A 24,968-nucleotide genomic window follows, 5' to 3' on the forward strand; every position below is an offset into this window, starting at 1 on the left:
CTTTAATTAATGCATGCAACTCAATTAGCTTCCCCTAATTCATTGCTTCGCGACCCCTCATCCGCCCCTTCGGGGCACCTTCCCCCCAAGGGGAAGGCTTTAATTAATACATGCAACTCAATTAGCTTACGTATGCAACTCAATTAGCTTACGTATGCAACTCAATTAGCTGAATAAGCGTGTCGCGCATCTCGCTCCTGGGGACGATTTTGTCTACAAAGCCGTGGGCCTCAAGGTACTCGCTTCTCTGGAAGCCCTTGGGCAGCTTTTTATGAATTGTCTGCTCGATTACTCTGGGGCCGGCAAAACCTATAAGGGCGCCTGGCTCTGCGAGTGTTATGTCTCCAAGTGATGCAAAGCTTGCCGTAACACCACCCGTTGTGGGATGTGTAAGGAAGCTTATGTAAAGGCCGCCCGCAGCATTGAACTCCTCAATTGCCGCAGCGGTCTTGGCCATCTGCATCAGGCTGTATATTCCTTCCTGCATTCTCGCTCCACCGCTGGCAGAGAAAATGATAAGCGGAAGCTTTTTCTCGGTTGCGTACTCGACTGCTCTTGTGACCTTTTCACCGACAGTACTGCTCATACTGCCCATGAAAAAGCGACTGTCCAAAACTATTGCAACAACCTTGTGTCCACCAACTTTTCCTGTTGCAGTTACTGCTGCTTCGGGAAGCCCTGTCTTTTCAGTCTGGACCTTGAGCTTATCCCTGTATTCCGGGAACGACATCGGATCCTTGGGCTCCATGCCCTCGTTTAATTCCTTAAATGTCCCCTTATCGAGAATCAGGGAGAGTCTGTAATATGCTCCGATTGCTCTGTAATGTCCGCAAACCGGACATACGTAATAGTTTTTCTGCCAGTCCTGCTTCAGGGCTCTCCTGTTACAGGCTTTGCATTGTATGAAAACCGGTTCCTTGTCCTTTTTCAGAAAAACCTCACCCAAATCCTTCCTTACTCTCGCGGGAAATGATAATGAGTCAAGAAATGTTCCCATTTTGAAGTCTCCTTTCCCCTCATCCGGCACTTCGTGCCACCTGTCTACGCTCCGCTTCGGTCCGCGCTGAGCCAACGTCCCCAGACGTTGAGCGCCCCCAAGGGAGAAGGCTTTTTAGAGGATAATCTCGCCTCAAGGATACCCCTATATTATTTATGTGCCTCGATTGCCTTAAGTACGTCCTCAACTGTTGTAAGGTTTGCAACCTCTTCATCAGGAATCTTGATTCCAAGTCTCTCCTCGATTTCCATGTGAAGCTCAACAACGCTGAGTGAATCAGCACCAAGATCATCGATAAGCTTGGACTCTAATTTGATCTTATCCTCATCTACTGCAAGAATTTCTGCTACAAGTTCCTTAAGCTCTTCAAAGTTCATTTTTGTTTCCTCCGTTTTAACTAAATATTTTTTAACTAAATCACTTTGAAATATTAAAACCTGCGTTTCCATTTGTCAACTTATAATTCATGCTATTCCCGTTTATCTATTATTAAGTTTCCAAACTCCTCGCATAGGTGCTTGCAAAACAGCCAATATTTAATTTCAATAGAATTATCTGAAAATGAAAATTTAAAACATTTATTTTTCCTATAAACTTTTCACCAAAGCTACTCGATAATAATAGTGAACACACAAAAACAGATGCAAAACGGCCGATTGCATGAAGCAAATATAAATCCAGTAACAGCGGAGGTAAACCATATGTATATGTACGAATTGTTTCTTGCAAAAGATGTAAACGGAAAGAGCATTCACTTTATCGAGACAGACCATAAGGTAGACGACATTGAACTTTGGCTGAAGAAACTGGTAAAAGACAATACCATTACTGAAGATGTTGCAAACGCAGTAACCTTTGTCTGGTAATAAAAAAACAAACAACGAATAGCAATACCCGAAACAGAAAATCCAAACTCGCAGTCATGAACAATAAGATCAGTCTTCAGAGTATAGGAATATAGAGGGAATTTTAAATAGGGAACTATGTCTGACGAGGCATAGTTCCTTTCGTTTTTATTAAAAAACGCTAAACTTTAACAATTACAGCCATTCCCACCTTATAATATACATATGTCTGACATTTCATCCGCACTATAAGAAAGGTGGTTGCTAATGAAAATAAAAAGAATTATCAGCTGTTTCTTATCAATTGCTATGATCACATCTGCTGTTGTTTGCAGCGAAACCTCCGCACATGCTGTAGCAGCTAAGCCTGCTTCATCTGAAGAAATATCCTCAAAAGATATTTCTCTGTTGTGGGAAGACAGCCGCGTTTTCAAAGGAACCAGTCTTGGTTCTTACTACATCATGCCGACTTACGAGGTAAAAGGATATGAAGATGTACCCTTTGTAAAAGCATCGAATTATCTTGATATCATCTTTTCAAAGCAGGCTCATTCATCCTTCGAGGACGGGGTTCTTAAAGTTACAAAAAACGGCACAGAGGCAATAATCGATCCTGCTACAGATACGATATCCTTTGAAAACACCTCAAAGTTCCGTTCTGACAGTATAATCGAGGGCGCTATTTTGGAAGCAGATGAGATGAATGTAGTAATGCCCTCTCTTAAAAACAAATCCACTCAGACAAAAATAGAGCCTCTGAAAATATCATTGGCTGATTATCATATGCCCGTTGCAGAGTACGAAGATGATATTCTGATGCCATTTTTAGCTCTGCAGAATACCTTCGGTGCCATTACATGGAATAACCTCCTTTGCTACAACGGAAAAGATTATTACAATGTTCATGCTTCATCAGATTATCATCTGAATAATCCTGATGTACCTCAGGAAGAAATGCCATATTTTAATGCCATATACAGCGGGCCTTTCAGTGAGAAAGAGGCTCCTTCCCAGGACTACGCCGACTACAGCTATTATGCAACCTGTCTGCTTCTGGATCTGTACTTTGGTCATAAGGAAGAAAAAAATATAACCACATTTGATGATTACTTTACCCGAATCAATGCCAAGGCATCCCTTTGTTCCACAGATATTTCAAAGGTTTCTCTGGCTGAAACACTGATATTCTTCTATCTTTTTGATTCAGGCCATGACGCTTTTCTTGGAGGCAATACAGTTTTTGGTGAAGTTGATACTAAGGATAAGGCTCAGGCTGGGGAAATAATTAACGACATCAAAAATTCCGATGAAGGAAAGAATCTGTTTGAAGATGCTACAAATACAACAGGTTTGGATGCTGCAGATGCATTAGACGATGCCATTCTTGGTGCATTAACAGAAAAAGGGTTCCTCCTTCCGGAAATTATCCCGCTTTATGCATGGTCGGCCTATTTTGAAAAAGTTACTCCTAAGGATTACGACGACGAGCGCATAGATTATTGTGATGATACCGCAGTTATCTATTTTAATCAATTCAAGGATAATCCTGCGAGAGATCCGTCCTTCTATTTAGATCCCATGACCGAGGACGATATTGCAGATAACAATTTTGCATTTTTCTATAGCTGCTTCGAAGATATCAAGAAGCACAAGGAAGTAAAAAATGTTGTCATCAACCTGTCCACCAATGGCGGAGGTGCTGCTTCCGCACTTATTACGATTTTAGGATTCCTGTCTAAGGACGGAGAGGTAACAATCACCGATATGGATTTGTTATCAAAGAGCTACAGAGAAGAATGCTACCATGTAGATACCAATCTGGATGGCATCGCAGATGACAAGGATGGCTTTGGCGGAGAGTATGATTTCTATATAATGACGAGCCCGTCCTCCTACTCATGCGGTAATGCCCTTCCCTATTTTGCACAGCAGAATGGACTTGCCACTATCATAGGCACGAAACCCGGTGGCGGCGATTGCGTTGTCGGTAATTTCATGGACGCCTATGGCTGTGGCGGCGCATTTTCAGGAATGCTTAAGCTTGGAAAAATGGAAAAAGGAAAATTTGTTTCCAATGAATCCGTGACTGAACCCGATCTTAATATGATGCCTTCAATCCTAGATTTCAGCGCTGTTCCCTGGCTTGATCCCGAAGGTATTACCGATGCGGTACATCAGTACAAGGATGGCAAAACTGAAATCACCTATGACGATGATACGAAAATAGACGCTTTATCCGAAGCCATTTTGAGTATCATCGGTGCATCGGGTGATGAAACTGAAGAAGATGAGGATTAACTTTTAACGTTGATCAGAATTAAGTTCATGAATAATAGCACTAAGTGATCTAATAAAAAGAATAGATAGAAGGTGGTTAGCCTTCTATCTATTCTTTTTTCTTTGGATAAATCTTGTTTTTAAGTCTGTCTTCAAACTCCTCTACCGGCAAGGGTCTGTCATAGAAGAATCCCTGAATGACATAACATCCAACCTTATTTATGAAGTTTATCTGATCCTGACGCTCGACACCCTCTGTGACAACTTCCATTCTAAGTCCCTGAGCCATGTGGATGATGTCTCTTAGGATTATCTCATCCTTCCATGAAAATTCGGGAGTATTTATAAATGAGCGGTCAATTTTCAGAGTGTGTACCTGGAATTCTCTAAGAGTCGCCAGAGATGAATAGCCGGCACCGAAATCATCAATAGCTGTCATAATTCCGCGGTCATACAGATTATCAATGAATCTGGCTAGCTCTCCGTGCTCCTGCTCGTCCACAGTCTCAGTGAGCTCAACCTCTATGTACTTTTTATCTATGCCTGAATTGATAATAATGCGGTCAATATTCTCAGCAAGGTCGGGATCCAACAGGTCTTTTCTTGAAAAATTGACTGATATGGTGACAGGTTCAAGGCCCTGTTCCAGCCAACGCTTTATATCCTCGCAGGCTCTCTTCAAAACATAGTAATCCAGCATAACAATCTCACCGTTCTGCTCCAGCGGTGGGATGAAAATTCCGGGCGAAACCATCTGCCCATCATGCTTCCAGCGAACAAGGCCTTCTGCACCAACAAGCATATTGTTTCTGGAATCAACCTTGGGCTGATAGTATACCATGAATTCTTTATTTTGCAGTGCGCTCTGATACTGTTCAAGCACAGTCTTCTGCACGGCAACTCTTTTTAACATTTCCTCTGTCACACTGACTACAGGAATATGCAGGATGTGCTTTGCATGCTGCAGCGCTATGGATGGTCTGCTTATTGCTTCACCGGGATCTTCAAAATCCTCCTCGATGTCCCACAACCCGATGGTGGACGGAATTTTAACCTTTTCTTCTCTGCCGTCTTTATTAAAGGTAACTTCTATGCCGTTAAGAAGTCTGCAGAATTTTTCCTTTCTTTCCTTGCGGACAAGGGCAACAAAATTGTCTCCGCCAAGGTGTCCCAGCACTTCATCTTCATCAAGAAATTCCTTAACCTTATCGGCAAATCTCACTACAATGTCGTCAGCGGTTGCAATTCCGTACCGTTGATTTACGTTTCCAAAGCCCTTGAGGTTAAAGAAGAAGGCTGTATAATCCTTAATTGTGCCAATAATAATCCTTCCGTGGACCTCATCTATGTATCCACCGGCATTCGGAAGCCCCGTCAGATAATGAACTTTTCTATCCTGGATAATTTTTCTAATGTTATCTGCCATTACGCTCTAACCATTTCCATCTCGTAAGTAACGATATACTCCCCCGATGGATCCTCTTCTTTCCAGTTTTCAATGATCCTTCTTATTACCATATCGCTATTGATTGACTCAGCCTCAAGCAACAGCACCCGTACATGACTCTTACCGTTTTGAGACACCACATCACTTCCTCGCAGTGACTCCCTCACCACGTCGTAGAACTTATCCCCTATTTCCGCAGGAATAGTGTTCTTTTCTGCATCCTCGGGACTTATTGTGAATACAATGTAGTGATTACCAACCTGATAATTGTCCTCGACTCTGCAAAGGAATCTGTAGATCAGTTTAAACTGATCGGCATTTAGGCTGAAAGCGCCTTTTCCCGTACTCCTTTCGCCAAGTATCATCATATCCTGGCCGATATCGGTGGGTACTGAAACCGTTTCCTCCGAAGAACTCTCGGATTCCACAAACAGGCTGTGTCCGTGTTTTCCGTTCTGCTTTACATTATATAACGCTTTATCGGCTTTTTTATATAAAGTTAAAAAATCGGTACCTTCCTCAGGTGCAAGAACTGCACCGACTGACGCCCCAAGGGGAATGTTCATATCTTCTCCCATGAACTCCCTTGCTGACTTTAACAATTCTTCATTTATGTATCTTGTTTTTTCAGCAATAACTTTCTCATCCATGACATTCTGACAGAAGGCGATAAACTCATCACCGCCCATTCTGCCCGCTACATCATTGGCTCTTATTACTGCTCTTATGATCTCAGCAAATCTGATAAGAACCTTGTCTCCCATGCTATGACCATAAATATCATTTACAAGCTTGAAGCTGTCAAGGTCTATCATCATGAGAACGCCGCGAGTATCTCTGCACATAGCGCCAATCTCAGTCTGCGAGGATGATTTATTTAGGAGCCCTGTCATGGGGTCTGTTTCAGCTGCTGCCTTAAGTCCCTTAATCTGCTCCACATTCTTTAAAATGTTTTCAACACGCTTAATAAGCACATCTGCACGGAAAGGTTTTCGAATAAAATCAACGGCTCCCTGCTCGAAGCCTTTTCCTTCTGTCTCCTCATCTTCGTCCGCGGTCATAAACATAACCGGGATGTGCTCCGCATACTGATCCTGCAGTGTATTTTGAAGCTCAAAGCCTGACATTCCGGGCATGTGAAGATCTGTCAGTATCATGTCCGGTCTCTCATGCTTGTACTTCTCAATAGCCTCTGCTCCGGATGTAACACAGATGGTCTCGTAGTGAGGTGCAAGTATGTGCTGCGTCATTCGCAGTGTTATTCTTTCATCATCTACAATCAGAATCTTTTTCATGAAAACCTCACGCATAGTTTTCGTAAATGACCAAATGTTCCTGCCTATATTATACGCGCCGAAAATTTTTTTTGCGTAGATATACAAAATTTTTAAAATTTTTTATCGTTTTTTTAGTTATTAGATTTTTCTAACCAGGTTGAATTATTAAAAAATGCAGATATCGAGTTTACTCAAATAGCTGCATTTTTTAGAATCCTATATAACGAACCCCACAATTCGGAAATGCTTCAATTTCCGGGCTTGGTTCTGAATATAAACACTACTTCTTAAGCTGGAAGAAATGGGCTAGCTTTTTAGTAGTACCTTTTTTTCCAAGCTTTACATGTGTTGTATCCGAAAGCACGGTGTACCCCTTGATAAAAGCTTCATTCCAGTCAGTCATCTTGTCGTAATCGCCGACATGAGTTCCGCATATGCCTACACAGGCTCTCTTATATGTGTCGGGATACTTGATGATTACAGTCTTTACATAAGACACATAATACTGATAAACTGTGCCGTTACTCCAGGCAAGCTTCTGAGGCTTAAAGCCCTTCCATTCTGTCTGTGTCACCGAGACATCATGGTTATTAACTCCATCCTCAGAGGTCGCGGATGTATCAAGGTTTTCCCCTGTCTTCTTATCGACAACAAGGACATCCAGATAATCTATATAATCATGCCCGGCTTCCAACAGCTTTTTCGCTTGCTTCTTGGACAACAATTTGGGTATCTGCACCTGAATGGTCACTGCAACTGTGTTTGTTGCAGCCAGTTGATTTGCTGTAGAGGACGTTCCCTTTCTTGGCGGTGGGAATGTACTCTTTCTATACTTTGTGATTTTAGCATAGAATTTTGTAAGTCCTTTCTTTCCGGGTATTTTTGAATATACCTCTACCCAGTTCCCTTTTCCGAGATTAAAGTTTACGCCATTTCTTGCCAGATCCGAAAAAGTCGCATGAACAGGCAAGGCTGATGCATTACAGGTCAGTACTATGGCAATAAGTAGTCCAAGTAAACCGCGCATTATTCTTTTCATCTCAATCCCCCATTTCTCATCCTTGATTTATTGTATCTTTATCTTTGCATGAAAATCTTTATACCTCTTTTTTCTAATGGTTATGATTACCTTGTCTCCTGGTAGCAATGGTCTGTTTAACCAATATGTTCTTGTTGCTTGTTTTTGTTTCTTAGTATATTTTTTCTTATTATTTATTGTTAATCTTAGTCTTCCATTACCACTTTTCTTTTTTACGATTATTGTGACTTTAGCACCTCTTCTTGTAGTTATGTTTATGAAGTTATTTCCATTTTGAGCAAGTACCTGTGTCCAGCTCCCTAAAGTATTATTATTTGGCGTAGGAGCTACTGTGACATTTATAGTATACTTTGTCCCTCCTGACCCATATAGGAAAAAGTAACGTATATCCCCATATCCACTCACAGTGTATTCAGAGGTTGAATTATCTCTCATTACTCTAAGAGCATTTGTATTAAGAGTGTAATTATCCGCATCCGATATCCTGACATTCATTTTTTTCGTTGCAAATATTTTTATGTTATAAGCATTTCCGTTAGGTACCTGAAATTTGAAACTGTCTATATCGTCATCTCGTTCCAAATATCCTGTAGTAGTAACGCCTGTTGTAAGTGCTGTCGCCCTACTAAACGATCCCGGATAGTCATCCTCATATGTAGTAATATCGATTAGATATTCGCCGCTTCCGCTTAGTCTAATATAATATCTTTTTCCAAACAAAAGGCGTGGGATAAATGTATCAACTGTGCCTTCAATGGTATTTTCCATTCGGCAGACTATCTCACCCACATGACTGCCACTCAAGGTATAACTTCCCTTAACAGAATTCAGCTGCTCATCCAGTATCTCATAGTTGATAGTTCCTCTCTCTTGCTGCCCTGTAAGCCTCAGTATCAGCCATTCATCGTTAGTCACTGTTGGAGCATCAAAATAGTACCAATCATCTGCTCCATTCTCAACCTCTCCATCATCCTGCCCCGGTACTTGAATTTGTGTAGCCCCAAATGGATTAGGTCCACCTTCACAAGCACCGGTCATCTTTATACTAAATAACATGAAAAAACAAAAGAATATCCCTAGAATAAGCCTTTTCTTCATGGCAGAAATCCTTTCCCCTAACCAACTTTTGAAACATAAAATCATATCTCTAGAAAATATATCGGATTAATATTTCAAAATTATAAGGGAATAGTCCCGGTATAAGAGATTATTTAGGAAAATTTTACATTTAAATACTAAATTCCATTGTATAAAATAACAGCATGTTCATGAAAAGCTTTTTCCATAACCATGCTATATATTTTTATCATGATGCTTCGTCAATCTCATTCTGATAAAATGCTTGTATTTTATTTATGTATTTATCATTTCCAGATAAGTAGATAGGTCTTATATAATAGCTATCCTTATTAGTCTCAATAGTAAAATATGCTGATACTGCTGACTTTCCATAATCAAAAGAAAACTTTGTCCTATTTAAAATAGTCAATGGCAAAATCATATTAAATGAATATCTCTTTGCCTTAATTACAGGAACAAGCATATTATAAAAAGTAATCATATTTCCCTCATCATCTTCTATATCAAAATGAGGCACATTCCATATAGACACATCCAAAAGCGGTTCTTTTCCTAACCCATGAATTATTGTCATCTTTTCCGTTCTAAATGCACTGGGAAAACGTAATTGTAAAAATTCCTCCCCCATAAACCAGACAGGAACATTCGCTCCTGTATCAATCATACAGGATATATCATCACCACTTTCTGTTTTAATATATATAACTGCTTTATCATCTCGATCTATTTCAAAGCTCAGTCTTTTGTTGCCAACTCGCATAAAATATTAGCACCTTCCAATTCTGTTGTTCTTCTCCATGTAAACTGTATTCCCGCAGCCTTAAGTTCTAATTCTGCATCATACATTTCACTCTCATCGCACACCTTTATAGGAATAGCCGCCAATATCCTCGAGCCTTCTTTCTCTGTCTCAGTAAGCGCTACCCACTTATCAGGATATTTTTCTTGTATTTCTTTCCAGCTCATTAGATTACCTGTCATTAGAAGTCACCTCCTAACTGATACATTCCTTACTTTTTCATTATACCACCATTACACTTCCAATACCTGTGCCACAATCTCTCTGCGTCTGTCACGAAGTAGCAGTAACTTATTGTATTTGTAGTACTCCTCAGAGCCTTCGTTCTGTATGAAGTTCAGGCTGTAATGACCTGCATCGAGCCTTGTAAGGAAGAGGACCATCTCCTGTTCCTCCCCGTAAATCTGCTGAAGGAAGGAGAAACAATTTGCCAAATGTACCCCTGTGTTCTCAGCGGATTCTCTTCTCTTCTGTTCTCTGTTTGCGAACCAGGATTTGATAAGTTCTCTGTTTTCCTCCATCTCAGAACCTGCAAGCTCCCTGCCAAGGTTCTCAAGAGCCTGAATTTCTCTCTTAAGGACAATTTCCGATGACTTGTCCATGAGATGTTCACCGGCCTTCTTTTCATAATCATCGCGCATATTCTTAATGCGAAGCTGAAGCCTCTTATAGATAGATGGCTCCTCTGAAAAGACATTACCCTTAACTATGTCTGTAATCTCCTTCTGCAACTTTTTCTGTACGGTCAGTTCTCCGTCATAAGCCTTGAATTCCTGATTAAGTCTGTCTATCAGAAGGTTTATTATGCTGAGCTTCTCATCAAAAGGAGCCTTGCGGAGCTTATCTCTTTCTTCAGGGACGCTGCCTTTAAGAATCTCGTCAATGTTATAGACATCCTCATACTTGTGATAGAGGGCATAGTACATGGCAAAATCTCTGGCAACCTCAGGTTCCTGCAGATACTGACTTGTCACCTTTTCATCAACGTCAATTCCAAGCCTCTCATAGGCCCTGATAAGCTGTGAAAGGTCCTCCCAGCCTCTGGCTGTGACAAAGCGCTTACCCTGGATGTCATTTTTTATCCTGTAAAAATTGTCCTTATGAATATCGAGATAAGCAAGGATTGAACCATGAATTCCGTTTACATCCGCATATTCCTTAAACGCTTCCAGATCCTCTTCAATATCGATTCTCTTAACACGGTCCAGGGTAACTATGTCAAAATCTCTTACAGCCTTGTTGTACTGAGGCGGATTTCCTGCAGTTACAATGATGAAGCCTTCCGGAACTCTGTGCGCGCCAAAGGTCTTGTACTGAAGGAACTGCAACATCGTGGGCACAAGGGTCTCAGAAACACAGTTGATCTCATCAAGGAAGAGTATTCCATCCTTAACACCTGTCTGATTGATCTTGTCGTAAACCGAGGCAATAATCTCACTCATGGTGTACTCGGTTACAGAGGTCTCTTTTCCTCCGTATTCCTTTTTGGATATGAAAGGAAGACCTATCGCACTCTGCCTTGTGTGATGGGTTATGGTATAGGAAACCAGATTGACCGACAGCTCCTCTGCCACCTGCTCCATGATTGCGGTTTTACCGATTCCCGGAGGTCCGATGAGAAGAATCGGGCGCTGTTTCTGTACGGGAATTAGGTAGTTCCCCATCTCGTCCTTTTCGCGATATGCCTTGATTGTGTTGATAATTTCCTGTTTTGCCTGTTTTATGTTCATTCGTTTGCCTTCCTCAATTTTATATGTAAAGTTGTATTGCCCAGTTTGGCATTTTGTCTGCGCCGGTTTCCTTATCTGCCGGATATACAAATGCCGTGTCATAGTCCGTCGGATTCTCCGGGTAATCCCCGAATCCATCCGTGAAGTACATGAGCCCTCGCAGGTGCTTTAGCTCGCCTTTTCTCCTAAGATCATCAACATATGAAAATACCGGTCTGAAGTCTGTGCCATACCCACCGGAAATCTCAAACCTGTCAGCATAATGCTCCATATCCTCGGGATGATTTATCATAATGTCGTTCTGAATTTTATTATCACACTCGATTATATGAACGTGTATCTCCCTAAAAAAATTCTCGCTCTGTCTGAGGATTCCGGCAGTTTCATTAAGAAATATCTGTACCAGCTCCTCTGAGCAGGAGGCCGATGTGTCAATGGCTATAACCAGTTCGTCCACTTTATGTGTCTCACTATACTCATTCTCCTCTATCAGAGGCATATTCCCATATATTTCCATGCCGTAATTGTATAGTCCATAATCAAAGGAATCAGGATCTATGCGTATCTCCTCTCGCACAACGGCTATCTGATTAAGGAAATCGGTATAGTAGGTCTTATCCTGTGTATCTGCCTTCAGATAAAACTTAAGACTTCCGGTCTCTGTGCTCTTTTCATCTCCAAGACTTGCAATATCACTTTTTATGCGCTTTGCGGTGTTCTTCCAGGCATCCTCTATCTCCTTTTTATTTGCCCTTCTAAGCCGCATCTGCATCTGCATATCGATGTCGGGCTTATCTTCCTTCTGTGGTTCCTCGTCCTGATTCTCCAATCTGTCCCAGAAACCGTGATCATCCAATTTAAACTCACGCACCAGGCGGTTCCAGATATCCTCTGTGATGAGATTTATATCATCTTTTTCGGGTTGATATTTCTTCCACTCACAATGCCGCTCGAAAAAGCTGTAAACCTTCTCAGCTGTAAGCACCTTTATTTCTTCCGAAAGCTTCCCATACCAGCGCTCCCGCAAATCAGAACTCACTCTGTAGATACACTGATAATCCATCGAATCAAGAATACTCTCAACTGCTATGTCGCAGGCAAGATCCCACAATTCTCCATCAGGATACTCTGAGGCTCTGTACATATGTCTGAACATGCAGTGCATCAGCATATGAAGGTAGGTTCTGTTAAGCTTATTCGGATCCTCAACATAGGTCTTGAAAACGTAATTTGGATTGTAAAGCACACTGACCGCATCGGTACCGACAGATGTGGTAGACATGTCACGTTTTATTTCCAGCATGGAAAGAGCGGGTGCCATAAACCTCATCGATAAAAGAAGCTCCGTCTTTACACTGTTCCATATTTGATTTCCTAATTTTTCTGCTTGGTTACTTTTTTCCATATCAAAAATCCAACTCCAGGATTCCGGCTCCTTTTCCTTTTATGACGCTGTTGTCATTCTCTTTTTTCACACTACTGTCACCGGTAGTCTCATTTCTGTCATTTTCTGCGTAGTTCATCAGCATACTAACTATTGCGGTGATACCTCTGTCAGCAGCTATATGTGCTAATTCTCCAGCCTCACCTTTATCAAGAAGTCCTCTGTCCAGATAAAACGCTATATGCTCCTCTGCATTTCGAAAATAGTCATAAAAAGTTCCTATCGGATCTGTCGCTTTTAAATCCAATTCTTTGACTACTTTGGTCAAGCTCTTGAGTGCATGTCCGCAAAGCCACTTTTCATAAGCTTCACGTGCCTCCTCTGAGAGTTCGTAGGGCTTAAGGAGCCTTGCCATCGCAATCATCTCCGCTGTGCCCTTATCATCAGCCGAAACCTTTGAAAACAGATTATCATACTCTCTTATGTTAATGAGGTCACTTTTCACACACTCTCTATATGCATATCCGGTGCCCTCAATGGTAAACTGAATTGTCCTGGCCATGGTGTTTTCCACAAAATCGTAGTTAAACCCCGGAAATACCAAAAGTGCCTCGCCGTCCTTCATGTGGATCCTAAACGTAAGCCTCCTGTCATTATCCTCGAGGATTCTTCTGATTATATAGTTATTATCATTTTTAATGAAAACTTCGATTTCTTCAAGGCTTTCACACTGTCTGGTTCCGCCGTCCAGATACTCCTGAACCGAATCAGTCAAAGTTATTCTCTTAAGATTCCCACAGTTGTGAAAAGCAAAGCCAAGTATCGTGTGGATTGAATCAGGGATAACAACATCAACCAGATCCTTTCTGGATGAAAAAGCATGGTTTCCGATGACCTTAACCGGAAGCTCAGCTGTATTTGCCAGCGAATCACCCTCAGCATCCTTTGAGTTGCTGATTTTCTCTGGGGGATTATTTCTTCCTTTCTCCGGAATCACCAATTTTCTGCAAGAATCCTCGCATCCTTTAATAACCAGATATTTTTCGTCTTTTTTATTATCTATTTCTTCAAATATGTATCTCATTCCTGTCCTAATACTTTCAATATATTTTTATTCTCAAAATATAATCATTCGATATGCCCACAGACCGAATCAACATACTCTGATATATCCGCAAAATCTATTTGCAGCTTACCGCCATATATTCCCACGGTAATCTTATCCTTAAAACCATACATTGTTACATCATCGCTATCATCGTCATCAAAGCTGTATACAAGCACGTTCTTTTTTTTCGGGTCCACAAGCCAAAACTCTTTTACACCGGCATACTTGTACTTTTTCGCCTTTATATACCTGTCTTTCCTGGATGTAGATGGCGATAATATTTCTACAACAAAGTCCGGATTTCCATATATTCTTTTCTCCGTAATCTTCGAAGGGTCACAAACAATAAAGACATCGGGTTCCAGAATCGTCTTCTCATCTCTGTCAAGCTGCACATCAGTCGGTGAAATAAAAGGTATGCAACCTCCTTTGTATTTTCTGATAAAATTACGGATTTGAGCATATATCTCTCCTCCAATTAGCTGGTGCCTGGTCGAAGGTGAATCCATGTAGTAGAAAAAGCCGTCAATAAGCTCAACTCTTACATCATTCGGAAGTACCTCGTAATCCTCAAGCGTATATTCTCCCTGCTTCTTACCATTAAAATGCTCAAGATCAATGGTCTTTCTACTCCCATAGATTATGGCAGGTTCTTCTCTAAAGCCGCTTTTCTCGTTTTCATTATAATTGTCAGCGTATGAAACACCTTTCTCAGAGTATGGAATATCTTCCTCGTAATCACCTGAATATGATGCATTTTCTTCCTCGGCATATTTCTCCGGTTCAAGCACTTTTAGTAGCATCATAATCGTATCATGTCTCGGTGACCTGGTTTCTCCACCGAATATCTTCTGTATAGTTCCCAGCGGTACCCCGGATAATTCCGAAAGTTTCTTATAAGAGTAGCCAAACTCTCTTTTTTTCTTTTTCATTTCTTCAATCGTCATTGACTGTTCCTCTTAATTTTACATTTTTCTGTTGTCCATCAATGAAGCAGGAATCTATACTTTCGAATCATTTTATAACCGCATTCGGGTATCCTGTTGAAATTATATCATATTTCAACCGTTTATTAACCATTTTAGGTCATTATATATTTAAATCTACGCTTTTTTTACAGAATCCATATTACATTTCGGTAATATCTTCTTGTTGTATTCTTCGCTGTGGTTTGTTCCTTTTATGTTTTTTCACAGCCTATCCAGGATCCCATTAGCTGTGATATGCTTCATTCTCTCTATTTCACAGTAATCACTGCCATCGCAATCCACCTTATTGGGGAAAATGTAAAAAAGAACTCATACCCATACTTCAAGGCACAAGTTCTTTTTCAGCTCTATGTAAGAATCAGCAATGTATCCGCATCCGTTTACACTCAAATGTATTCCGCAATCGTGTTATACAGTCTTCCGGAGTCTATCGGTTTTACCAGGTGTGAATTCATCCCGGCCTTGAGACTCTGCTCATAATCCTCATGAAAAGCATTCACAGTCATGGCTATGATTGGTATCTTCTTTGATGAAGGAATTGTTGTATTCTCCCTTATCTGCCTTGCAACCGAGAGCCCGTCTATATCAGGCATTACAATGTCCAGCAGAATCAGATCAAACTTCCCATGCTCAGTTCTGTAGGTCAGAAGAGTCTCTCTTCCGTCACGTACCGTTATTACCTCTGCGCCCTTTTCCCTGAGAAGCTTATCTATGATTTCAAGATTTATCTCATCATCATCCGCAACAAGAATCCTCTTTTGTGAAAAATCAAAGGTACGATTGATCAGTGCACTATACTCTTTTCCGGAAACAACAGGGAATTTAAATGTAACCTGCATGTTTAACCCACCCTCCGGATGCGGAGTAATCTCAATATTATCCGCTCCCATCTCATGGGCATAGAATCTGATAATGATTACCTTCGGATCCATAGAATCAAGTGTTGAATACATATCGTATTCAAGTGCGCCAAACTCCTCCTTAAGAGCCTGAAGCTGACTGCTTGAAAGAGCAGCTTCTTTTCCTATTACAGTGAAGCTGATTTCAATATTCTCATCTATACTTCCTTTATTCTCAACCTCCAGATAAAGTGTGCTTAAGTTAGGCATAGTCTCAGCGGTTATTCTTATCATTTTCCTGAGAACCTGAAAAAGAATTGAATAATCAGCACTGATATAGCATTTGTCCAGACCTTTTTTCTCAATGTTAAGCATTATTCCTATGGGAATAAGAAAATGCGCCACATCGCCACGTAAAACCTCCAGGAACTCATCCAAATCCACAAATTCCGGGTGAAGGCTCACATTTTTCATAGCTATCTGACGAATGGCCATAACATCATCCATAGACTCATTCATCAAATGGCCTGCGCGGTTTATCTGATCAAGATAATGATTTACCGCCACTTCATCATTACCGGCATCTTTTGCAATCTTGGAAAATTCAATAATGGAATACAGAGGCCCCCTGACATTTCTGCTCATCTGTTCAAGAAAAGAGTCGCTAAAATAAAGCTTATGTTTTGTCTCGATAAGCTTTTCTATTAGTTCCTTATTTTTATCATTTATCATCACATTTCCCCTCTAGAAAATATCGTGAAATCTTGAGATAATATTACCATATATACTGACATCATATCTATTAAATAACAATTAATTAAAATTTTAATTTAGTATCACAGGAATCTATAAAAATATAGGAAGGTGACATAATATGTATAATCCTCAGGACATTCCAGTTAACATTCAGCCACATTGCGTAGTAGGTATCGGTGCTTCTGCCGGTGGTCTTGAAGCCCTTCAGCAGTTTCTGACCTTCCTTCCATCCAATACCGGTATGGCTTTTGTCATAATCCAGCATCTTGCTCCCAATCACAAGAGCATGCTCGCTGATATTCTCGGAAAATATAATTCCATGCCCATAATAGAAATCCAGGACGGAATGCAGGTTGAGAGAAATCATATTTACATGATCCCTCCCAAATACAATGTCGAAATACACAACAACGTCTTAAACCTCAAGGAGCAGAATTCTCAGGAGATAAGTCATCCCATAGACATCTTCTTCCGTTCGCTTGCGAATGCTTATGAAAATCGCTCCGTTGCTGTAATCCTTTCCGGAACAGGTTCCGATGGTACAAACGGAATAAGAGCCATCAAGGAACAAAACGGAATGATCATCGTTCAGAGCCCTGAGTCAGCTAAATTCGATGGAATGCCAAGGAATGCCATAAGCACAGGGTTTGTTGATCTGATGCTAAAGCCCGATTCCATAGCAAGAGAGCTCGCTCACATCGCAAAATCCGTCGTGGATGCCGAAGCACAGCTCGGTGTTACTGATGAAGACCTTCTTTCCAAGGTTTTTTCAATATTAAAAAATGTCACCAACATAAATTATGCTTACTATAAACAGACCACAATCCTCAGAAGAATCGAGCGAAGGCTTGTGGTAACCCATAACAGAAACCTTCGTGAGTACGTCAACTATATGACCAACAACCCGGAGGAGGCTAAGCTCCTTGCAAAGGAAGTACTTATCGGTGTTACCTCATTTTTCCGCGATCCCGATTACTTTGAGGTATTAAAGGAAACCGTGGTTAAAAAGCTTATCACAAGTTCGCATCCTGACGATGAGCTAAGAATCTGGGTAGCAGGCTGTTCAACCGGTGAAGAGGCATACTCCATCGCAATTCTTTTTGCAGAAGCCATGGAGGAGCTTGCCATACACAGAGGCGTAAAGATATTTGCAACCGACCTTGATCCCGACTCAATAAGTACAGCGGTACGAGGAATTTACGGCAACAACATAATAGAGGATGTGTCTGTAGCAAGACTTTCCAAATTTTTTACAAGAAAAGGAAATAAATATGTCATCCATCATGACATAAGAAAAATGATCATCTTCGCCCAGCACAACGTTTTCCAGGATCCGCCCTTCGGAAAACTGGATTTAATCAGCTGCCGAAATGTACTTATATATTTCCAGGCAGTCCTGCAGCGTAACCTTTTTGCTATTTTTCACATGGCGCTATCCGACAGAGGATATCTGTTCCTTGGACGATCGGAATCAGTCATTGACTACGCAGATGTATTCCGCGTTGTATGCGCTGATGAAAAGATTTTCATACACTATGCAGAGGGCAATGCTCCCGCACACGAGCAGTTTGCTTATTCAATGAGCAATATTGAAACACCTATCGAGCCAATAAATGTCTCAGGAATTGAGGACGAGGATTCCATCTATTACAAGGCCCATGAGCTTGATACCTCTGTGCTGGAGGCACTCATGCCTGCAACCGTTCTTGTGAATGAAAAGAACGAACTTGTCAGAAGCTACGGCGATTGTAAGAGACTTATCTCTCTTCCTTCCGGACAGGTAACCCTGGATATTTTCCAGCTGATAAGAGCTGATCTGAAAATTGCGTTATCTACTGCATTAAAAGAAGCAAGACTATCCGAGGCGCGCAAGGCATATTCCGATATCCCTGTTGAAATCGATGGAAAGGCCGAATTTGTCTCAATTGTCGCACATCCTATATGCGATAACCACGGCGAAAAAACTGATTTCACTGCTGTTTCCTTTATTAGGGGACGCGAGATTGAGAACATCGATATGGCCGAATACAAGGTCGACCTCGCTGCATCCCATCGTATTTCGGATCTGGAGCAGGAGCTTAAGGTAACCAAGAGTTCCCTTCGCCAGACAGTTACAGAACTCGAATCAACCAATGCAGAACTGCAGGCTGCAAACGAAGAGCTCCTTACTGCCAACGAGGAACTTCAGTCCAGTAACGAGGAGCTTCAGTCGGTTAATGAAGAGCTCTATACCGTCAATTCCGAGTACCAGACCAAGGTTACTGAGCTTGCCGTCAGCAACAATGACATGGCCAACTTCCTGGCCTCTACTCTGGTCGGTATTCTTATGGTCGACAACGATCTTAATATCAGAAAATACACGGAATATATCTCTTCTGAATTCAGTGTGGCCGATCAGGATGTCGGACGTTCACTTCGATATATAAGCTTTAACTTTGCAACAATCGATCTGCTTGCACTATGCCGTGAAGTACTGAACACCCACGTACCCGTTGAGCAAAGATGCGCCTCTGTTGCAGGGAAAACCTATCTTATTCGTATAGCACCATACCGCGAGATGAGTGGAAATGCAGAATCAGGATTTCCTCTCGACAGTAAAAACGGCGATATCAAGGGTCTTGTTCTGACCTTTGTTGATACCACCAAGCAGATTGATGATCAGGAACAGATTGATGAGATGGGAAAAGCACTCCGTGCTGCGGTAAGATCCAGCCACGAAAAGGAAAGCTTCCTCTCACAGATGTCTCACGATATGAGAACTCCTCTTACTGCGATTTTCGGACTTACTCAGTTATCGCTCCAGGAGGATTGCATAACACCTACACTCAAGGATAACCTTGATAAGATCATGACCTCCAGCAAATATCTGCTGACTCTTATAGAGGAAATACTTGAGACAAGCAAGATTAACGCAGGAAAAGTTGTTTCCATCAGTTCAGCTGTCAGAGAAGAGAACCTTATTACATCCATTTCAACAATCACTGATGAGCAGGCGCGTGAAGCCGGTCTTGGCTTTGAATGTAAGATAAACGGTTCCAAGGACAGATATGTTCTTATGGACACCAAGCATGTGGAAAGATCAATCCTTAATCTGTTATCCAACAGCATCAAATTTACTCCTAAAGGCGGAAGGATTATCTTTACCACCGATATAACCTATACCGATACTGCTTCTATCCACACCTATACAATCAGAGATACCGGAATAGGCATAAGCGAAGATTTTCAGCAGAGAATGTTCCTTCCCTTTGAACAGGATCGCGACTCCGATGATCCGTACCAGGAAGGTACAGGACTTGGGCTTTACATCTGTAAGAGTCTCGTTGAGCTCATGGGTGGAACCATATCCTGCACCAGCCATGTGGGCGTAGGTACAGAGTTCACGGTTGTACTCACCTATCCTCTCGCAACCGACGAGCAGATAAGCCTGCAAACACACCAGTCTGAAAAATATGAAGATCAGATCCTCTATGGAAAAACAGTACTTCTCGCCGAAGATAACACCATAAATGCAGAGGTTATTATTAAGCTGTTGAAAACAAAGGGTATTCACACAGAGGTGGCAAGAGACGGTCAGGAGGCCATTGATATGTTCATAAGCCGTGACCCTTACCACTATCAGGCGATTTTCATGGATCTCATGATGCCTGTAATGAACGGGCTTGATGCGGCGAAAGAAATCAGATCTCTCGCTACTCCGGATGCCGCTGTCATACCGATTTTTGCACTCACAGCAGATATGGCTAATGATGTAGAAACCAGATGCGCAGATGCAGGCATTGATCAGATACTGGAAAAGCCCATTGACCAGAACAAGCTCTTTTCAAGTCTGGCAAAAGCCATCCAGAAGCAGCTGGATGAAATCTGATGCTATATTTATCATTTATGGAGATATTGTATGGACAACAAAAAAATAGCTGCACTTAACGTATGGGGAGCAGATACTGAATCAGCGATAAAAAGAATGCTTGGCGATGAAGCCTTCTACCTGAGGCTTATAGATGCCTTTCTGTCAAATAACGATTGGCGCGATCTATGCACCCTGCTAGATAAAAAGCAGTACAGGGACGCCTTTGTAATCTCTCACAGAATCAAAGGCTCCTGCGCAGATCTCTCGCTCACGCCTCTCTTCCAGGTAATGTGCGAGCTTACGGACGATCTGCGAAACGAAGAAATCCGCCCCACCCTTGAGAGCAACCTTAAACTTGCGGCAAAACTCAGAGATGCCTTAATTGAAGCCTTGAATTAAAAAAGCGGCGCGTATGCATACGCGCCGTCCTCTTTACGACAATACCATGGAGTCGTTTACCTCATCGTTGCCGGCTTCTTCGAATTTTTGAAGAAGATCTGCAACCTTGAGGTTTTTCTTTTCCTCTCCGGAAACATCATAGATGATTTTTCCTTCACTCATCATTATAAGTCTGTTACCATGTGCGATAGCATCCTTCATATTGTGAGTAACCATCAGGGCTGTAAGGCCATGCTCCTTGATGATATTTTCAGAAATCTCAAGCACCTTCTTGGCTGTCTTGGGATCAAGCGCAGCAGTGTGCTCATCAAGAAGTAAAAGATCAGGCTTTTTAAGTGATGCCATAAGAAGTGTAACCGCCTGTCTCTGACCACCTGAAAGAAGTCCAACCTTACTTGTGAGACGATCCTCAAGGCCAAGGTCAAGTGACTTCAACAGCTCCTTGTACTGTGCTCTCTCAGAATTATTGATTCCGCTCTTTAAGCCTCTGCTCTGACCTCTTCTTGCAGCAAGTGCAAGATTCTCCTCAATCTGCATAGTAGCAGCTGTTCCCATCATGGGATCCTGGAAAACACGGCCGATATACTTTGCTCTCTTGTACTCAGGAAGCTTTGTGATGTCATGTCCGTTAAGTACAATGCTTCCCTCATCAATGGGCCATACGCCAGCAACAGCGTTAAGGATTGTCGATTTTCCTGCACCGTTACCGCCGATAACAGTAACGAAATCACCATCATTAAGTGTGAGATTTACGCCGTTAAGAGCCACTCTCTCGTTGATAGTTCCTTTATTAAAAATTTTTACAAGATTCTTTATCTCTAACATAATTTACGCTTCCTCTTAGCTTATTTCTTTTCATGAAAAATTGTCACTTTTCATAAGCAACTATAGTTCAACAGTTCCGTTATATTATCTCTGCTTAACCTTGATTCCAAGATAACCCTGAATTGCAGGAATTCCAAGGAATACAGCAACAAGTACGGCACTGAGAAGCTTAAGATAAGTTGAAGGAAGACCAAGCTGCAATACTACTGCGATTACGATGTAGTAGATGATTGCACCTACAACAGATACTCCCATTCTCACTGCAAAATTATGTCTTGATCCGAAAATAACCTCACCGATAATTACTGCAGCAAGTCCGATAACGATAGCGCCACGGCCTGCGTTTACATCCGCATTTCCCTGATACTGTGCATAGAGTCCGCCGGCAAAAGCTGTGAGACCGTTACTTACAACAAGTCCGATTCTGATACATCTTCCGGTGTTGATACCCTGCGCTCTTGCCATGTTCTGGTTACAACCGGTTGCACGAATAGCAGATCCTATCTCACTTCCAAAGAACATGTAAAGAAGGAAGATTATTATAGCCACAATGATCACGCTCATGAGAATTGAGTAATTGATAAATCTCAGGCTGACGATAAGTGCATACTGATCGACGCTTATAGCCTGATTTGATTTTCCCATGATAGCCAGGTTAACTGAATACAGACCAAGCTGTGTGAGGATACCTGAAAGTATCGGCGGAATTTTCAACATGGTGTGTAATAATCCGGTGACATAACCGGCACACATTCCCGCCAAGAATGAGCAAATAAGTGCTACATATACGCTCTGTCCTGAAAGCATCAGCATTACGCAGGTTGCGCCTCCGGTACAGAATGATCCGTCAACTGTCATGTCGGCGTAGTCAAGCACCTTGAATGTTAAGAAAACACTGATTGCCAATATTCCCCAAATAAGTCCCTGGGCTACTGACCCCGGCAGTGCGTGTAATAGTGAAACCATAAAAATACTCCTTTAATATTGTTATAGTACGCGGCCAGAAAACTATATATGCGCCTTCGGGAAGGCATAAATAAAAAGACTTTATCTATCTTCCTCTCTCGCTCATCATAGTATATATGCCTTCCTACAGGCGCATACATAGTTCTCTGTCCGCTTTAATTTTCAAAAATGCGGATGAATTTCCCTGGAAAAACAAGATAAGAAGGTGCTCCAATTTCACGAGCACCTTCGCTTGTTTACCCTCATCTGTCTGCTTCGCAGACACCTTCCCCTGTAAGGGGAAGTCACTATATTTCTTTATTTTCATGCAATAGCATTATTCAATGCTTACTCACCCATCTCGATTGCTGTAAGACCTTCAAGGAGGCTCTCATCAAACTCGATAGCTGCAGCTGTCTCAGGATTGTACTCAGATGTGATTCCCTCTGATACAAACTCGATAGGCATCTCTGCAGGGTTCTTGCCGTTTACAAGAATCTCGTAAGCCTGCTTACCAGCTGTTACACCAAGATCGTAGTAACTGATGGAAAGAGTTGCAAGGCCGCCGTTTTTACACATGTTCTCCTCACCACAGATGATGGGAAGCTTCTCAGGCCATGCTGCGTTCTTAACGATAGACATGTTATCAGCGATTGTGTTGTCTGTAGGGATGTACAGAGCATCGCAGTTTGAAATTGCATTAGTTACAACTGACTGTATTTCATTTGAATCAGCAACTGTGTATTCCTTGTAAGCAATACCTGCTTCATCAAGAGCTGCTGCTGCTAGGTCAACCTGGAACTTTGAGTTAGCCTCTGATGAGCAGTAAAGAATACCAACGTTCTTAGCCTCAGGAACAAGCTTCTGAAGGAGCTTGATCTGCTCGTCAACAGGAGCAAGGTCAGAAGCACCTGTTACGTTTGTGCCGGGTGCATTGTTGTCATTGATAACACCTGCTGATTTGTAATCTGTGATTGAAGTACCAACTACCGGGATATCTCCTGTAGCTGCTGCAACTGCCTGAAGTGCGGGAGTTGCGTTTGCCATGATAAGATCATCCTTATCATTAACGAATTTAGTAGCGATTGTTGCGCAGTTAGCCTGCTCACCCTGTGCGTTCTGATAATCGAACTCAACTGAATATCCGTCTGCCTCAAGTGCCTCCTGAAGTCCTTCTTCAAAGCCCTTGGTAGCAGCATCAAGTGCGGGATGCTCAACAAGCTGGATAACACCTACATGGAAGGTTGTTCCTTCTGCAGGCTTCTCACCTGTAGCTTCTGAAGCATCTGCTGTCTCTTCAGTTGCCTCTGCAGACTCCTCTGTAGCAGCATCAGCTGTCTCTTCTGTGCTCTCCTCTGTAGCAGCATCAGCTGTCTCTTCTGTGCTCTCCTCTGCAGCTGCATCCTCTGTGCTCTCTGCCTCTGTAGAAGCATCAGCCTGAGTATCTGCAGGAGCTGATGTGTTTCCGCCTGCTGTACGTGCACAGCCTGTCATACTGAGAATCATTGCGCCGCTGAGAATTGCGGCAAGAATCTTCTTTTTCATACTGTCCTCCTCGTTTTGAAAATAATTGATTTTTTCACAAACTATTACTTATCACTTCGCAGCTTATAGCAAATGTGAAGTAATTTAAGCAATTTGACACTTTAAACTGTCAAAGTGCTTTTTTATATATTATCGCAAATAAAAGATTAGGTCAACCATAACCATACTTTCTTAATCCAGGACAGCTTATCGACTATTCTTACACTTTTTTCTTAAAAACTACACCCTACAGATTATCGAATGAATTAACATATAACCAGCGATAATCCTCTTATAAAAATGACCAAAAAATAACTTCTTGCGCGAAAATTCGAAATTCACACAAGAAGTCATAATATTACACTCTCTTATAAGTTCTGAAGGTGTAGGTGGTATCGAAATACGCCTGCTCTTCACTTTCCTCCACAAGCTGCCATTCGTCTGACTCGTCGAGATTAGTGAAAAATCTGTCTGCTTCAAAGGTTCTGTCTATCTTGGTAACTATACAGGTATCACACATAGGAAGAAGCTCCTCGTAAACCTTCGCACCACCGATGCAGTAAACGATATCTGTATCGTATTCTGCAATAGCGTCCTTAAGCTCATCAAGATTATGAACTACTGTTGCATTTTTCACCACATAATCAGGGTTAGTAGAAAGGATTATATTCTTTCGTCCTTCCAACGGCTGCTGTCCGGGAAAAGTCTCAAGTGTTTTTCTTCCATAAACAAGAACCTTACCCATGGTTTCTGCTCTGAAGTTTTTCATGTCGTTGGGAATTCTGATAAGGAGCTGGCCCTTGTTGCCGATTCCCCAGTGCTCGTCTGCTGATAAAATTATTTTCATGCTCTCCTCCA

At 41.8% G+C, this 24,968-nt stretch carries 21 protein-coding genes; 4 read left to right on the top strand and 17 right to left on the bottom strand.

What is annotated here, in order from left to right:
* Positions 1-148: 148 nt before the first annotated feature.
* Positions 149-997, bottom strand: coding sequence for an acetyl-CoA carboxylase, carboxyltransferase subunit beta (gene accD / locus G602_RS0111305; protein WP_026659094.1), 849 nt, complete (start codon positions 995-997; stop codon positions 149-151).
* Between the two features lie 149 nt (positions 998-1,146).
* Positions 1,147-1,374, bottom strand: coding sequence for an acyl carrier protein (gene acpP / locus G602_RS0111310; RefSeq protein ID WP_026659095.1), 228 nt, complete (start codon positions 1,372-1,374; stop codon positions 1,147-1,149).
* 324 nt (positions 1,375-1,698) lie between these two features.
* Here acpP and G602_RS30405 point away from each other — a divergent pair, with 324 nt between their 5' ends.
* Positions 1,699-1,863: a hypothetical protein gene (locus G602_RS30405; protein WP_155829828.1), complete on the top strand. Its 165-nt coding sequence runs from the start codon at positions 1,699-1,701 to the stop codon at positions 1,861-1,863.
* Between the two features lie 246 nt (positions 1,864-2,109).
* Entirely contained in the window at positions 2,110-4,140 is a 2,031-nt protein-coding gene (locus G602_RS0111320; protein WP_026659096.1) for a S41 family peptidase, read from the top strand.
* 88 nt (positions 4,141-4,228) lie between these two features.
* On the opposite strand, the gene G602_RS0111325 is transcribed toward G602_RS0111320, so the two are convergent.
* From G602_RS0111325 to G602_RS0111375, 11 genes are all read right to left on the bottom strand, one after another.
* Positions 4,229-5,545, bottom strand: a complete 1,317-nt coding sequence (locus G602_RS0111325) for a putative bifunctional diguanylate cyclase/phosphodiesterase (protein ID WP_026659097.1) — start codon at positions 5,543-5,545, stop codon at positions 4,229-4,231.
* The gene (locus G602_RS0111330) at positions 5,545-6,861 is read right to left on the bottom strand and encodes a GGDEF domain-containing response regulator (protein ID WP_026659098.1); all 1,317 of its coding nucleotides are present in this window, start codon (positions 6,859-6,861) and stop codon (positions 5,545-5,547) included. Before G602_RS0111330 ends, G602_RS0111325 begins: the two co-directional genes overlap by 1 nt.
* Before the next feature lie 262 nt (positions 6,862-7,123).
* Positions 7,124-7,882 (bottom strand): hypothetical protein, encoded by a 759-nt coding sequence (locus tag G602_RS0111335; RefSeq protein ID WP_026659099.1) that lies wholly within the window; start codon positions 7,880-7,882, stop codon positions 7,124-7,126.
* 27 nt (positions 7,883-7,909) lie between these two features.
* On the bottom strand, positions 7,910-8,980 hold the full coding sequence (locus G602_RS0111340; protein WP_026659100.1) for a hypothetical protein: 1,071 nt from the start codon (positions 8,978-8,980) through the stop codon (positions 7,910-7,912).
* Between the two features lie 208 nt (positions 8,981-9,188).
* Positions 9,189-9,626 (bottom strand): hypothetical protein, encoded by a 438-nt coding sequence (locus tag G602_RS0111345; protein ID WP_155829830.1) that lies wholly within the window; start codon positions 9,624-9,626, stop codon positions 9,189-9,191.
* 71 nt (positions 9,627-9,697) lie between these two features.
* On the bottom strand, positions 9,698-9,943 hold the full coding sequence (locus G602_RS0111350) for a hypothetical protein (protein ID WP_026659103.1): 246 nt from the start codon (positions 9,941-9,943) through the stop codon (positions 9,698-9,700).
* A 51-nt stretch (positions 9,944-9,994) separates the two neighbouring features.
* Entirely contained in the window at positions 9,995-11,491 is a 1,497-nt protein-coding gene (locus G602_RS0111355) for an ATP-binding protein (protein WP_026659104.1), read from the bottom strand.
* A 19-nt stretch (positions 11,492-11,510) separates the two neighbouring features.
* Positions 11,511-12,896, bottom strand: coding sequence for a vWA domain-containing protein (locus G602_RS26285; protein ID WP_044931894.1), 1,386 nt, complete (start codon positions 12,894-12,896; stop codon positions 11,511-11,513).
* Between the two features lies 1 nt (position 12,897).
* Positions 12,898-13,959 (bottom strand): leucine-rich repeat protein, encoded by a 1,062-nt coding sequence (locus G602_RS28900; RefSeq protein WP_049945188.1) that lies wholly within the window; start codon positions 13,957-13,959, stop codon positions 12,898-12,900.
* 44 nt (positions 13,960-14,003) lie between these two features.
* Complete coding sequence (locus tag G602_RS0111370) at positions 14,004-14,930, bottom strand: Uma2 family endonuclease (RefSeq protein ID WP_026659105.1); 927 nt, start codon at positions 14,928-14,930, stop codon at positions 14,004-14,006.
* 428 nt (positions 14,931-15,358) lie between these two features.
* Entirely contained in the window at positions 15,359-16,543 is a 1,185-nt protein-coding gene (locus G602_RS0111375) for a response regulator (protein ID WP_026659106.1), read from the bottom strand.
* A gap of 142 nt (positions 16,544-16,685) precedes the next feature.
* Here G602_RS0111375 and G602_RS28905 point away from each other — a divergent pair, with 142 nt between their 5' ends.
* Together G602_RS28905 and G602_RS0111385 are read left to right on the top strand one after the other, a co-directional pair.
* Positions 16,686-20,435, top strand: a complete 3,750-nt coding sequence (locus tag G602_RS28905) for a chemotaxis protein CheB (protein WP_049945189.1) — start codon at positions 16,686-16,688, stop codon at positions 20,433-20,435.
* Between the two features lie 30 nt (positions 20,436-20,465).
* Complete coding sequence (locus G602_RS0111385) at positions 20,466-20,816, top strand: Hpt domain-containing protein (RefSeq protein WP_026659107.1); 351 nt, start codon at positions 20,466-20,468, stop codon at positions 20,814-20,816.
* A 33-nt stretch (positions 20,817-20,849) separates the two neighbouring features.
* On the opposite strand, the gene G602_RS0111390 is transcribed toward G602_RS0111385, so the two are convergent.
* The 4 genes from G602_RS0111390 to G602_RS0111410 form a co-directional block, all read right to left on the bottom strand.
* Complete coding sequence (locus G602_RS0111390) at positions 20,850-21,641, bottom strand: ABC transporter ATP-binding protein (protein WP_026659108.1); 792 nt, start codon at positions 21,639-21,641, stop codon at positions 20,850-20,852.
* An 84-nt stretch (positions 21,642-21,725) separates the two neighbouring features.
* Positions 21,726-22,607 (bottom strand): ABC transporter permease subunit, encoded by an 882-nt coding sequence (locus G602_RS0111395; RefSeq protein WP_044931896.1) that lies wholly within the window; start codon positions 22,605-22,607, stop codon positions 21,726-21,728.
* 327 nt (positions 22,608-22,934) lie between these two features.
* Positions 22,935-24,131, bottom strand: coding sequence for an ABC transporter substrate-binding protein (locus tag G602_RS0111405; RefSeq protein WP_026659111.1), 1,197 nt, complete (start codon positions 24,129-24,131; stop codon positions 22,935-22,937).
* Between the two features lie 337 nt (positions 24,132-24,468).
* Positions 24,469-24,957, bottom strand: a complete 489-nt coding sequence (locus G602_RS0111410; protein WP_026659112.1) for a dihydrofolate reductase — start codon at positions 24,955-24,957, stop codon at positions 24,469-24,471.
* Positions 24,958-24,968 lie beyond the last annotated feature (11 nt).

Origin of the sequence: Butyrivibrio sp. AC2005 (assembly GCF_000424145.1) — a bacterium.
In the GTDB taxonomy this organism is placed as follows: Bacteria; Bacillota; Clostridia; order Lachnospirales; family Lachnospiraceae; genus Butyrivibrio.

Coding starts and splice junctions, on each gene's coding strand:
- G602_RS0111335 (WP_026659099.1), bottom strand. CDS start 7,882: ATGAAAAGAATAATGCGCGGTTTACTTGGACTACTTATTGCCATAGTA.
- accD (WP_026659094.1), bottom strand. CDS start 997: ATGGGAACATTTCTTGACTCATTATCATTTCCCGCGAGAGTAAGGAAG.
- acpP (WP_026659095.1), bottom strand. CDS start 1,374: ATGAACTTTGAAGAGCTTAAGGAACTTGTAGCAGAAATTCTTGCAGTA.
- G602_RS0111325 (WP_026659097.1), bottom strand. CDS start 5,545: ATGGCAGATAACATTAGAAAAATTATCCAGGATAGAAAAGTTCATTAT.
- G602_RS0111330 (WP_026659098.1), bottom strand. CDS start 6,861: ATGAAAAAGATTCTGATTGTAGATGATGAAAGAATAACACTGCGAATG.
- G602_RS0111385 (WP_026659107.1), top strand. CDS start 20,466: ATGGACAACAAAAAAATAGCTGCACTTAACGTATGGGGAGCAGATACT.
- G602_RS28900 (WP_049945188.1), bottom strand. CDS start 13,959: ATGAGATACATATTTGAAGAAATAGATAATAAAAAAGACGAAAAATAT.
- G602_RS0111390 (WP_026659108.1), bottom strand. CDS start 21,641: ATGTTAGAGATAAAGAATCTTGTAAAAATTTTTAATAAAGGAACTATC.
- G602_RS0111320 (WP_026659096.1), top strand. CDS start 2,110: ATGAAAATAAAAAGAATTATCAGCTGTTTCTTATCAATTGCTATGATC.
- G602_RS0111410 (WP_026659112.1), bottom strand. CDS start 24,957: ATGAAAATAATTTTATCAGCAGACGAGCACTGGGGAATCGGCAACAAG.
- G602_RS28905 (WP_049945189.1), top strand. CDS start 16,686: ATGTATAATCCTCAGGACATTCCAGTTAACATTCAGCCACATTGCGTA.
- G602_RS0111355 (WP_026659104.1), bottom strand. CDS start 11,491: ATGAACATAAAACAGGCAAAACAGGAAATTATCAACACAATCAAGGCA.
- G602_RS0111350 (WP_026659103.1), bottom strand. CDS start 9,943: ATGACAGGTAATCTAATGAGCTGGAAAGAAATACAAGAAAAATATCCT.
- G602_RS0111405 (WP_026659111.1), bottom strand. CDS start 24,131: ATGAAAAAGAAGATTCTTGCCGCAATTCTCAGCGGCGCAATGATTCTC.
- G602_RS0111340 (WP_026659100.1), bottom strand. CDS start 8,980: ATGAAGAAAAGGCTTATTCTAGGGATATTCTTTTGTTTTTTCATGTTA.
- G602_RS30405 (WP_155829828.1), top strand. CDS start 1,699: ATGTATATGTACGAATTGTTTCTTGCAAAAGATGTAAACGGAAAGAGC.
- G602_RS0111345 (WP_155829830.1), bottom strand. CDS start 9,626: ATGATTGATACAGGAGCGAATGTTCCTGTCTGGTTTATGGGGGAGGAA.
- G602_RS26285 (WP_044931894.1), bottom strand. CDS start 12,896: ATGGAAAAAAGTAACCAAGCAGAAAAATTAGGAAATCAAATATGGAAC.
- G602_RS0111370 (WP_026659105.1), bottom strand. CDS start 14,930: ATGACGATTGAAGAAATGAAAAAGAAAAAAAGAGAGTTTGGCTACTCT.
- G602_RS0111375 (WP_026659106.1), bottom strand. CDS start 16,543: ATGATAAATGATAAAAATAAGGAACTAATAGAAAAGCTTATCGAGACA.
- G602_RS0111395 (WP_044931896.1), bottom strand. CDS start 22,607: ATGGTTTCACTATTACACGCACTGCCGGGGTCAGTAGCCCAGGGACTT.